The 12,093-nt window shown below is 44.4% G+C and carries 8 protein-coding genes; 7 read left to right on the forward strand and 1 reads right to left on the reverse strand.

What is annotated here, in order from left to right:
• The first annotated feature begins 22 nt into the window (after positions 1–22).
• The 6 genes from QUB10_RS13950 (at position 23) to QUB10_RS13975 (ending at position 6,298) form a co-directional block, all read left to right on the forward strand.
• Entirely contained in the window at positions 23–1,219 is a 1,197-nt protein-coding gene (locus QUB10_RS13950) for a DnaJ C-terminal domain-containing protein (RefSeq protein WP_333202948.1), read from the forward strand.
• 103 nt (positions 1,220–1,322) lie between these two features.
• Positions 1,323–2,261, forward strand: a complete 939-nt coding sequence (locus QUB10_RS13955; protein WP_333202950.1) for an Rpn family recombination-promoting nuclease/putative transposase — start codon at positions 1,323–1,325, stop codon at positions 2,259–2,261.
• A gap of 140 nt (positions 2,262–2,401) precedes the next feature.
• Positions 2,402–4,852 carry a dynamin-like GTPase family protein gene (locus QUB10_RS13960; RefSeq protein ID WP_333202953.1) on the forward strand — a complete coding sequence of 817 codons (2,451 nt, stop codon included), beginning with the start codon at positions 2,402–2,404 and terminating at the stop codon, positions 4,850–4,852.
• A 200-nt stretch (positions 4,853–5,052) separates the two neighbouring features.
• The gene (locus tag QUB10_RS13965) at positions 5,053–5,487 is read left to right on the forward strand and encodes a KGK domain-containing protein (RefSeq protein ID WP_333202955.1); all 435 of its coding nucleotides are present in this window, start codon (positions 5,053–5,055) and stop codon (positions 5,485–5,487) included.
• Between the two features lie 47 nt (positions 5,488–5,534).
• Positions 5,535–6,002, forward strand: a complete 468-nt coding sequence (locus tag QUB10_RS13970) for a KGK domain-containing protein (protein ID WP_333202957.1) — start codon at positions 5,535–5,537, stop codon at positions 6,000–6,002.
• A gap of 50 nt (positions 6,003–6,052) precedes the next feature.
• Complete coding sequence (locus QUB10_RS13975) at positions 6,053–6,298, forward strand: HNH endonuclease (protein ID WP_015179287.1); 246 nt, start codon at positions 6,053–6,055, stop codon at positions 6,296–6,298.
• Between the two features lie 259 nt (positions 6,299–6,557).
• Here the strand turns inward: QUB10_RS13975 and QUB10_RS13980 are convergent, their stop codons facing one another.
• On the reverse strand, positions 6,558–10,370 hold the full coding sequence (locus tag QUB10_RS13980) for a sugar-binding domain-containing protein (RefSeq protein ID WP_333202959.1): 3,813 nt from the start codon (positions 10,368–10,370) through the stop codon (positions 6,558–6,560).
• A gap of 433 nt (positions 10,371–10,803) precedes the next feature.
• Here QUB10_RS13980 and iscB point away from each other — a divergent pair, with 433 nt between their 5' ends.
• Positions 10,804–12,078 carry an RNA-guided endonuclease IscB gene (iscB, locus tag QUB10_RS13985; protein WP_333202961.1) on the forward strand — a complete coding sequence of 425 codons (1,275 nt, stop codon included), beginning with the start codon at positions 10,804–10,806 and terminating at the stop codon, positions 12,076–12,078.
• Positions 12,079–12,093: the final 15 nt, after the last annotated feature.

Here is a 12,093-nt window from a genome sequence, read left to right on the forward strand (position 1 = left end):
AACTAATGACTAATGACTAAATATGCAGAATTTTCGCAATTACTATCTAATTTTGGGAGTACCCAAAGATGCCACGGCTGATGAGATAAAAAAAGCCTATCGACGGCTAGCCAGACAGTTGCACCCTGACGTAAATCCAGGTGATAAATCTGCTGAAGATAGGTTTAAGGATATTAATGAAGCTTATGATATTCTTTCCGATCTAGACAAGCGCGCTCAATACGATCAGTTTAGTAAATTCTGGAAACAAAAGGGATTTCAAGGAAAGCAAGGGGTGCGACTTCCCAATTTCAAAACTTGGGGAAATACTAAAAATACCCGGAAAAAACCGGCCGAAGATGTCGATTTTAGTGATTACTCGGATTTTAATAAATTTCTCGACCAAGTGCTCGGAAGGCGGCGGGAAGTGAGGATGGCGACAGCGAATGATGCAGCGGGAGTAGCCTCCTCTGAACCGTGGAGTACGGCTTCTAAGAAAACGAGTTATGTTGCTAATTCTCGCCCACCTAGAAGGGATTTTGACGATCGCGAAATGCGACGGGAAACAGACGATCGCGAAATGCGACGGGAAACAGACGATCGGGAAATGCGACGGGAAACAGTCGATCGGGAAATGCGACGGGAGATAGTCGATCGCGAAATCAGAAGGGATATAGCCGATCGCGAAATGCGACGGGAAATTAGGGAAACAGTCGAGCGTGAAACGAGAAGAGACATTGAGGCCAGGCTAACTCTGCCTTTGGAAAGAGCTTATTCGGGTGGTACCGAGCGAATTCGTTTGGAAGACGGGCGAGCGATCGAGGTAAATCTGCCTCCTGCTATGGTATCAGGCCAGCGGATTCGCTTGCGAAATCAAGGTATGGGCGGCGGAGATTTATATTTAAAAATCACAGTTTCTCCCCATCCATTTTTTCGATTGGAAATGTCGGATATTTGCTGCGAATTGCCACTGACTCCCAGCGAAGCGGTGTTGGGGGGAGATATTGAAGTACCGACGCTAGACGGCTTGGTAAAGATGAAATTGCCACCGGGAGTAACGTCTGGAAAGCGGTTGCGGCTGGCTAACAAAGGCTATCCGACAGGAAATGGCGATCGGGGCGATCAGCTAGTAGAAATTCAGGTGTTAATCCCCAAGGAAATTAGCGAGGAGGAACGGGAATTATACGAAAAGTTGCGGCAGATAGAAATTTTTAAACCGCGTCAAAATTTGTCGGTTTAATTCTGTAGCGTGCAATGCACACCAGAAGTTTGGTTGCTATAATCTAGTAGGGTGCGCCTCCCGCACCTGAAGACTTAACTATTACAAATTTACCGTTACCAATATGTTCACATTCATCAATCCTAAAACTGATTTTGCATTCAAAAAAATTTTTGGTTCTGAAAATAGCAAAGACATTCTCAAGAGTTTTTTGAATGCCTTGCTGTATGACAGTCAGCCCACCATCGAAAGTTTGCAAATCCTCGATCCTCATTCACTACCGCTAATTCGAGGTCTTAAGGATACTTACGTCGATATTAGAGCTCAGTTAAATGACGGCACAAATGTAATTATCGAGATGCAGGTTTTGAACGTAGAGGCTTTTGAAAAGCGGATTTTGTACAATGCAGCCAAAGCTTATTCAACGCAATTAGAAACAGCAGAACAATATGTAATGTTGAATCCAGTGATTGCCTTGACCATCACTGATTTTGAGATGTTTGAGGATTTTAGGAAAGTAATTTCGCGGTTTGTCCTGAAAGAAAGAGAGTTCTTGAGCGATTATCCTATTTTCGATTTTGAATTGGTTTTTGTTGAGTTACCAAAGTTCCAAAAAAGTTTGAATGAGTTAGAAACATTAACCGATAAGTGGATTTATTTTCTCAAAACTGCTAGGGACTTAAACGCAGTACCTGCAACAATGGAAGAGGTGCCAGAGATTAGTCAAGCATTTGCAATAGCGACTAAAGCTAATTTGAGCTATGACGAATTAAGCGAGTTGCAAAAACAGGAAATTTACATCCAAGACCGTCGGGGAGCAATCACTAAAGCCGTCAGCATAGCAACAGAAAAAGGCAGACAAGAAGGAATCAAAACAGGACAAATAGCACTGATTATTCGTCTATTGGAACGTCGTGTAGGTGCTGTCACTCCCGAAGTTCAAACTCAAATCGGGGAATTGTCGATCGACCAATTGGAAAACTTAGGAGAAGCCTTGTTAAATTTTAACGACATATCAGATTTAACAGCTTGGCTGCAAACACAAGATTTACCCGCCGAATAGCCGTTAGCGGAGCCCTCGAAGAGGATCGCACTTTCAGCAATCCTGGATCGCATAAGTAAAATTACTGTTGTGATTCTTCCTGAACTAGCAGAGAATTAATACTAAGGTAATTTTCCCACAATCAGGAGCAGTCTGCCGCGATGACTCAAATGCCCCCTCAATGCAACAATCTGCAAGAGCAAGTTGACTCCTTACTGCAACTGCTGCGTCAGGAATCCTCTTTGCGACAACAAGATATCACGGCGGTACAAGCTTCTCTGAAAAAGGCAATTTCTCCTGAGTTTGAAATTGTGTTTGCTGGCGCTTTCAGTGCGGGAAAATCAATGCTGATTAATGCTTTGCTGGAGCGAGAATTGCTCTACAGTGCAGAAGGACACGCGACAGGTACTGAATGTTATATCGCCTTTGCTGAGCCGGAAAAAGAGCGAGTTGTTCTCACTTTTTTGAGCGAGTTTGAGATTAGCCAGCAAGCTTCTGTGCTTTGCCATCAGTTAGGTTTAGCTACGGAACTTAATATTAATCAAACAGATGTAGTGTCGCTGTTGTCTCAGGGATGTAACATAATTATTGAAACGGAAGGCGGCGAAAATAAATCCGAGTTAGCCAAAAAAGCTAAGGCTTTGATGCTGCTGTTAGAAGGTTTTGAGGCAAATCGCGATCGCATCCAAACTCTCGAAAACGCTACCTACTCGATGGAACAGTTTAACTTTTCCAATCTCAAGGAAGCTGCTAGTTATGCCCGTCGCGGTAGTAACAGTGCTGTACTTAAGCGAGTAGAATATTACTGTTATCATCCGCTGCTGCAAGATGGCAATATTATTATCGATACGCCGGGAATTGATGCGCCGGTGCAGCGGGATGCAGAATTGACTTATGATAAGATTGAAAGCCCCGATACTTCGGCGGTTGTCTGCGTTTTGAAAGCAGCTTCGTCGGGGGAAATGACGACGGAAGAAACCGAGTTGATGGAAAAAACACGGGGAAATCCGGGAATTCGCGATCGACTGTTTTACATTTTTAACCGCATTGACGAAACTTGGTACAACACGCAACTGCGACAGCGCTTAGAAAATCTGATTAATTCCGACTTTCGCGATACTGCGAGAGTTTACAAAACTAGCGGATTGTTGGGGTTTTACGGGAGTTTGATTCGAGGAACAACAGGGCGCGATCGCTTTGGTTTAAATACAATCTTTGCCACCAGTAAAGGGCGAGTTTTTGGAGACGATAAATTAGATTCAGAGTTTCTCGGTAATAGTGAAGAAACTCCGCAATTTGTTAGTGAATTTAATCGCTACTGTGCGAATTCCGGCAAACTGTCTCCGAGCAAATTTCGCATTTCAGTTAACAGCTACGAAACACCCAATGAAAACTACGTGCGGATTCTTGCAGAACAAGGGCAACCATTAATTGCTCAATTAATTCAAGATAGCGGCATCGAAGATTTTCGCACAGCTATCACCCGTTACCTCACAGAAGAAAAACGCCCGCAACTGTTCAAAAATTTAGCTGACGACTTAGAAGACTTGTGCATTCAACTGCGGAAACATTACCAAACAATTCAGCGGAATTTGGACAGCCAGCCCCGCGAAATTGAAGCAATGAAAGCACAGGAACTTTTGCGACTAAATCAAGAGTTGCAGCAAGTCGGACAGGATTTTCGGGAACATATCGCCGAAGAAGTCAATGAAATGATTATGAACAGATGCGATATTTTCGATATAGACTTTCGGCAACTGCAATCTCGGATGATCCGGCGCTTGGATGAATTGTTAGATGGATTTTCTGTTGAGGCGGCTTACGGACGCACTTTGCGGAATCATCCCCGCAATGCTACAGCACCTTTAATTGCTGTTTTAGTTGAAGCGCTTTATTATTTAGCGAATCAGTTGGAAGATATTTTAGTAGAGGCTACTAAGTCACTGGTTGATAATTATTTCCAGTATTTGAAAGATAGCGTTCGCAAGTCGGAATACTATCGATTACTCTATCGGTTGTTGGGGAATGATGGGGGCATTGAACAGCAGTTAGAGGAGTTATCAAAGCGGGTTTCTGATGCTTTGGTAAATGCGGCGGGCGTTGAGTGCGATCGCTACGTTCGAGAAAGTCCCCGTTTTTACGACGAAGACACGTTTTCGATTTATCAATTCCGGCAAACATTGCAGCAAACTTCTCAAGGTTACGACTGCGAAAATATGGTAGATGCCCAACCTGCAATTCGGCAATTATTGCGACTGGATTTCGATTTGAAAGTGTCGCAAACAATTGAAAAAACCTTCCGCCAAACTGTTAATAAGACGCTCAAAGATCATTTGTTGCCGATGGCCCAAAAGCAAGCGGATGATATTTTGCAGAAATACAGTCAAGCCCGCGATTATGTGGAGCAAACTCTGGCACAGGAGGCGGAGGAGAAAATCGCTAGGAATCAGCGGCTGCAAGCTGAGAATGATGAAAAGATCGAAAAGTACGATCGGGCGGTTTCTGGGATTAATAGCTGTTTGCAGGCGATGAAATTGCACGAGCATTTATTGCCTGTAATTGGGCAAAATGATGGTGTTTCGGTGGATTTTGAGGCGAAAGATATTGATTGAAATTACCTAAATTGAAAACCCGGCGATTGGAAATCGCGGCTACACAGACAAAACCCGCCTTCGCGGGTTGAAAGCATTCTTAGTCCGCGGAGGCGGACTTCGTTTGTGTAGACGCGAATTCTGTTCGCCCGGTTATTGCGAAAAGAAAGATGCTACTCTAAAATAGCTAGGATGACAGTAAAAAAAACTTAGAGATTAATATGGAAGATAAATTTGATTTTCACAACTGTGGTAATGATGATGCTTTATCTTTTGGTAAGGCAATGCTTAAAATAGAAAAACTTAAGGAAACAGTAAAGAACATTTTGCCTGAAAATGAGTTAGGATACAAACTCAATCTGTTCTTAATCCAGCAAGCCCTAAATATTGATGTAGCTTTAACTACCGATCAAACACGTCGTTTATATGAGAACTGGTTTGGTGAAGGTATAGATTGTGAAATTCTCAGAGTGGGTGCTAATGGCTGGAAGAAAGGAAAGATTAAGCTCAAACTCAATGTTACTATAGAATTTTGCCCAGACGAACCCGAAGTCGGAGAAACACCAGAAAACAACGAATCAGAAACTAGCAAACCAGAATCTCCCCTTGACGATTTGCGGCGCCAACTTCTCAATCAAGAAAATTCACCCAGCTAGTCCATTAAACATCCGCGTTAATTCGCGTTCATCTGCGGTTAAAACTCATGGCTAAAAAGCCTATTAGGTTAGATATCAATATGGAAGATAAATTTGATTTTCACAACTGTGGTAATGAGGATGCTTTATCTTTTGGTAACGCAATGCTTAAAGTAGGAAAACTCAAGGAAACAGTAAATAGAGTTTTGCCTGAGTATCGGTTAGGAGAGACACTCAATAAATCGTTAAAAGAACAGAATTTAAATATCCATGTACCTGTTGACACTCGCCAACAACGTTTTTCATATAATAACTGGTTTGGTCAAGGTATAGATTGTGAAATTCTGAGAGTTGGTGCTCAGGGCTGGAAGAAAGGAAAGATTAAGGTCAAACTCAATGTCACTATAGAATTTTGCCCAGACGAACCAGAAGTCGAACAAACACCAGAAAACAACGAATCAGAAACTAGCAAACCAGAATCTCCCCTTGACGATTTGCGTCGCCAACTTCTCAATCAAGAAAACTCACCCAGCTAATCCATCAAACATCCGCGTTAATTCGCGTTCATCTGCGGTTAAAAATCATCATGTCTAAAACCCCCAGAATCCCGATTCCCCCAGAAGTCAGAAAATACGTATTTACTCGCAATAAGTACCAGTGCCAAAGCTGCGGCCAAACCAAACTAGAAACCCAACTGACGATCGATCATATCATCCCCCTAGCGCGCGGCGGCAGCAACGACATCAGCAACTTGCAAACCCTCTGCGGCACCTGCAACCAAAAGAAAACCGACAAACTAGACCCCCGCTTCCGCCGTCACTTTGACCTTTGATATTTAACAGTATAATAAAATCAGCAATTTAAGCTTGAAATTGCTAACCTCTGTTCGATCGCACTTTTAATCCCTAGCTTGGATAACTGCAATGGTGACAAATTGCACCATTGTCAAGAACAGGCAAGATGCCTGTTCCACAAGAAAATTTATCTCTTGTGGAACAGGCATCTTGCCTGTTCCTAAGCAAGTAATTGAGAATGGTGCAACATCTCAGTTACATCCGTTACATCCGCTACAAAATCCGCTGCCGAACTTCCTACCATCGATAATACCGATAAGGATCATCCCCCTTCTCAAAATCCGTTCTGTAATCCCAGTGATAAAACTCCCGACTCGAACCATTAAACACAGATCCATCCGCCTTAAAACTCGCCCCTAAATTAGCCAAAATCTGAGCATTTGCCCTGGTTTGCCGCCAGCGAGTAAAACGCAAATAAGTCTTAGTATCAGCATTCAAACTGTCCGGTTCAATCTGAGAAAAAATCGCCACACCCTTGCCAACTTTTACCCGACTTAACAAACCGTCAGCGCCGATTTCTCCCCCAGACTTAATTAACCAAGTATCATAAAAAGAGCGCGATCGCAAATCTGAGGCACTAACCCCCTTCACCTCATCCCAACTCGGAACCGCCAGCGAACCCCCAAAATCCTGCGCTTGCTGCAAACCCACGCCCAAACCCGCAGCAGGCACTTGACGCGGCAAGAAAAACGCCTTCCCGCCAGCATTCAAATAACCGCGCAAATCTGCATCTTTCAGATTCGCTTCTCTCCCCACAATCACCAAACCAACATCATTAGAAAGCGAACTAGCGCGCTGATAAATTACCCCCAAACTGTCCAACTTTTGGGCATCTCCATCTCCCCCAATTAAAACCACTTTATCCGGCTTTCCAAGTACCGGAGAATTCATCCCGTAACTCACAATTTGTTGCACTAACTGCGCCGCCCCAGCATCTACAGAATAATGGTCTTCCAAATCCAACTCGTTTAAAATCAGCCGCCCTTTTCCGTAATCCAATTCCATCAGCGGCGAATAAGCTAAATCAAACTCAGATTCCAAAATAGGGCGCCAACCGCTGCGGTGCGGCTTCTCAATTGAAGCGCTACTGACACCGCCACGATTTCCCCAACGCCAGCCGTACCAAGGCGTATTTGCCGGACTCAATCTCGGCGCAGTTTTAATTGTATCTGGATAAGCTTCAACCAGCGTGCTTTCCCCCACCCAATCGCGCAAATCTTCACTGTCTAAACCGCTAATTGCCGGATGGTTGCTGTCAACTGGATAAGCGCGGCGGCTGACATGGCCGGCAACCCGGAAACCAGTATTTTCCAGCCAATCCCTGCGCTGAGGAAACACAATTGCTTTGCCGCCGTTTCGCACAAAATTTTCTAAACTTCCCGGCAAATTGTCCCCACTCGAAAACGCTTCCCTACCGATAATTAATAAGGATGAAACTTGCGAACCATTCCAAGGTACAAGCGGATGACCTAACTGTTTTAACATTGCCGATGTTTTGCCCGCTGGATCGAAAATTGTCAGCGTATCTTTGATGTTGGATTGTTTGGGAAAAACGCGGAAAGCAAATGTATCAGAATGCGATCGCACGCCCACCCGTGCAGTCAAGCGAATTTCGCCGTCAGCCTTGCTAGAAATGGTATTTGGCAAATTTACGTCAATTGGGAAAAAGAGCGTCTTTGCCGACTCAATAGTCCCTTTTTCCTCGCCTTTTTTTACTTCTTTCCCCCCCATCAAAACCCGCCAATTAAACGAAAATTCTTGCGCCGCCCGCGTATCGTTAATTAACACTACTTGCTTTGCCAGTTTTCCGCCCACAAACAAATTGTGATCTTTGGCAGTAAAAACCGGGCTAGCACCAGCAATCCAAGCCAAAGTCGAGCTATTATTATTCATAATTGCCTCGCCCCCAGGATGAACAATATAACCTTCTGGCTGGTAATAATTCAAAAGATTATTCGATACTTGCTTCAAATAAACTCCCCGGCGACCCGGTTGAAATGCCCCAATATCCACCTTTTTTCTGCCAGCTTCGGAAACTTCCCAACCATGTCCGTCATTCCAAGGAATCATCCCCCCAGACATTCCAAAAGTCCGCCAACTCCGCCAAGTATTTGTACTGAATAACTGCTGCAACTTTTGAAAAGCGGGTGCAAAATCTAACTCGTTTTTCAAATGCCAGCTTTGATACTCCTGACCCTTGACAAATTGCTGGCGAATTGTAGTTTTATAAGCGGCAGTTTCCAACTCGTAAGCCTGCTTGCCAAAATAAATTGCCGCAAACTCAGTCATCCAAGGTTCGCTGATAATTGCCTGACCAAAACCTTTGCGGGCCCGCATCATCGTTGCGTGCAGAGGAGTCCCAAACTCGACTGCCATGTAGGGTCTTTCCCCGGTTTTGCTCCACTCAGAAATCCACTCTTCCCGTTCTTGCAAGGGAATCATATTTAAATAAGAATTCAGCGCATAAACATCGCCGAAGTGTGCGCCTTGGTGTACCATCACAGGTCTGGTTTGGTCAGCCGATTTAATCGTCCCTAAAGCGTCATTTCCTAGGGGAGTGTTGACCCGCAAACGCTGGTTTTCCGACGGACTGAGAGTTCCTTCTACTTTACTTTTGCCGATGCGACGGGGATTTAGGTCGTCACCGTTGCCGAAAAAATTAGGACTTGTCGCCCACATTAATACTGATGGATGATTGCGGTAGCGGCGCATTTCAGTCACCATTCGGTCTTTCCAGCGGTTTTTCCACAGGGGATTCTTCCACTTGCCGTTCCAAGCGATAGGACTAATGTCTAAAGCGGGAGCCATAATGGGAAAACCTTTGAGGTCTGCTCTTTCGGAAAATAGCTCTCGGAAGTGCCATCTACCCCGTTCGTCGTGATTCCAAGGCCACATTTCTGTTATGTTAAAACCTGCTTTGACGTAGCCATCAATTAGGCTATCAGCAACTTCTACTCTCCCGCCTTGCCAAGTATCGGAGTGCAAGTTTGGTCGCAGCCGAAATTCAGTTCCGTTTAAGAAAAATTTGCGCCCTTCTATCCAAAATTCGCGGAAGCCAAAAGGTTGGTAGTATTGCGTGTCTATGCCGCTGCCTTTTACTTCTAATTGCAGGGTGTAAAGGTTTGGTTGCCCGACATCCCAAAGACGGGGATTTGGCCAATTCCACTGAACTTGTAGGGTTTGAATGGGTTTAGCTTGAACCTTGGCATTTGCGGTGAATTTTTGTTGTACTTTGCCTTTTTCGTCGAGCATTTGCGCGATTAATTCAACTTGACCGCTTTGGGCCACGTCTTTGAGCTCTACATCTAATTTAACTTGCTTTTTTCTGGTGGAAGTTTGGACGAATACGTCGCTAATCAGCGGGCCGGGGGGAAGGCTCAGAAGCCGTACCTCGCCGATGATTCCCCGCGATTGCAATTTGGATTTTTCTGTGTAGATTTCTGTGGGGCCCATGATGACGGCTTTTTCCTTTTCATCGGATGCTGCCACCACTAAAATAGATAGGGTGTTTTGACCTGGTTTTGCTACTTTGGTAATTTCAATAGTGCCGTAGGGCCAGGGGATTTCACCGCAGTTAATGCCGTTGACAAAGATGACTGCATCGGTGCTGACTCTGGCTAAGTCGAGAAAAATTCGGCGGTTTGTCCAGTCGCCGGGAATGTCTATATTTTTCTGATACCAAGCTTTTGATAATTGTTTACTGTTGAAGTTTTCCCACTCTTTGCCGCTGCCGCGAGTGATGATTCCGGGTACGGATTCGTTGTTTTCTTTTTGCCAGTCTCCGGGTACTTGGATGGAACCCCAACTTGGGGAGACGGGGGGGTTTTGGGGGTTGCCCACGGCGGGGACAAATTGCCAAGTTCCGTTGAGATAGATTTGGGATCGTTTGTTGTCGATCGCCCCGACGGCCGCGATGGTAAGATTGGGGAAGCCGATCGATATCGCTGAGTTGCTGGCGAAGTTAGGATTTTGCAGCGCGTAACCGACGAATCCAAAGACGGCTGCTGCTGCGAAAAATAATCCGATAATTTTGGCCAGCTTGTGATTCACTCGCTTATTACTCCCAGAAATTAGATAATCTAATTTGTCTCTTGATCTATGATAGCAGTTGCTTCAGCAGCAATCCCGCAGCCAATCTGTCTCTGGGAAGATGGCACAGAGCCGACAAATGTGGTTTTGTATAGAAAAAATAAATACTTAGTTTTAACTAAGTTTTAACAAGGTTGTTTCATCGACATAAGCAATAGTGCTATCGGCTAAACACTAAACAACACTGGACAAGCCGTGCATTTGGTGAGAGATAGCCAGTCTCAGCAAATAGCTACGTTACTCCGGTCAAGACACCAAAAAGTGCTTTCCAGCTTTTTGCTCTGTCGTTCAACTTTAAACATCTGTATTTAGCTAAGGAAGTGAGTTGAGCCAAACAAGCCGGAGTAACTTTGACGAGGAAAAAATTACCTGAGCAATCAGAGTTTTAAATAAGATGTCCAACTTTGTCTTTGTTATTGACACCAACAAACGCCCCCTTAATCCTGTTCATCCAGGGTTAGCTCGTTTACTTCTTACCCAAAGAAAAGCTGCCGTTTTTCGTCACTTTCCTTTTACGATCATCTTAAAAACTGTATCAGCAGAAATAACTCAGCCTATCCAGTTAAAAATAGACCCGGGATCTAAAACTACTGGCCTAGCATTACTCTCGAATGATGCGGTTATCTGGGGTGCTGAATTAACCCATCGTGGGCAAGCGATCAAAGATTCATTGGAATCCCGCAGAGCCATTCGTCGTAATCGGCGGCATCGTAAAACTCGTTATCGTCAACCACGATTTCTCAATAGAACCCGTAAAAAAGGCTGGTTAGCTCCGACGCTAGATCATCGAGTGAAAACTACTCTAACTTGGGTGAATAGGCTCATAAAGTGGGCGCCTATTACGGGTATTTCTCAGGAGTTAGTACGGTTTGATACGCAAGCTTTGATGAACCCGGAAATCAGTGGTACAGAGTATCAAAGAGGCGAGTTAGCAGGGTTTGAAGTCAAGGAATATTTGTTAGCAAAATGGGGAAGGAAATGCGCTTACTGTGGAGTAGAAAATACTCGGTTAGAAATTGAGCATATTTTGGCGTCGAGCAAAGGGGGGACAAATCGGGTTAGCAACCTTACCTTGGCTTGCCATGATTGCAACCAGAAAAAAGGAAATGACCCAATTGAGAAATTCCTAAGTAAGAAACCTGATGTTCTCAGGCGGATTTTAGCCGCTTCAAAATTACCATTAAAAGATGCTGCTGCGGTTAACTCTACCCGATGGTCATTGTATCAAAGGCTTAAAGAAACTGGATTGCCAGTCTCCCTTGGGACTGGTGGCCGAACCAAATTCAATCGCGTCAAATTAGGTGTTCAAAAGCGTCACTACTTAGACGCTGCTTGTGTTGGCGTGGTGGAAAAGTTGTCGATAAAAATTACCAAGCCCTTACTGATAACTGCAAAAGGATGGGAAACTCGCCGAATGTGCACGACTAACAAATATGGGTTTCCAATCAGACATCGTACTAGACAAAAAGCTTTTTTTGGCTTTCAAACTGGCGATATAATTCGTGCTATTTTGCCTACTGGGAAATTTGCCGGAACTCATGTTGGGCGCTTAAGTGTTCGCGCAACGGGGGTGTTTGAAATGGTTACACAGGTGGGCAAGGTTAGCCCAGTTAGGGCTAAATATTGCCTTGCGGTTCATAGAGTCGATGGATACAGTTATGCCGCATAATCCACTTTTGTCCAC

This window comes from Microcoleus sp. B5-D4 (assembly GCF_036705145.1).
GTDB lineage: Bacteria > Cyanobacteriota > Cyanobacteriia > Cyanobacteriales > Microcoleaceae > Microcoleus.

Coding starts and splice junctions, on each gene's coding strand:
- QUB10_RS13955 (WP_333202950.1), top strand. CDS start 1,323: ATGTTCACATTCATCAATCCTAAAACTGATTTTGCATTCAAAAAAATT.
- iscB (WP_333202961.1), top strand. CDS start 10,804: ATGTCCAACTTTGTCTTTGTTATTGACACCAACAAACGCCCCCTTAAT.
- QUB10_RS13975 (WP_015179287.1), top strand. CDS start 6,053: ATGTCTAAAACCCCCAGAATCCCGATTCCCCCAGAAGTCAGAAAATAC.
- QUB10_RS13960 (WP_333202953.1), top strand. CDS start 2,402: ATGACTCAAATGCCCCCTCAATGCAACAATCTGCAAGAGCAAGTTGAC.
- QUB10_RS13950 (WP_333202948.1), top strand. CDS start 23: ATGCAGAATTTTCGCAATTACTATCTAATTTTGGGAGTACCCAAAGAT.
- QUB10_RS13965 (WP_333202955.1), top strand. CDS start 5,053: ATGGAAGATAAATTTGATTTTCACAACTGTGGTAATGATGATGCTTTA.
- QUB10_RS13970 (WP_333202957.1), top strand. CDS start 5,535: ATGGCTAAAAAGCCTATTAGGTTAGATATCAATATGGAAGATAAATTT.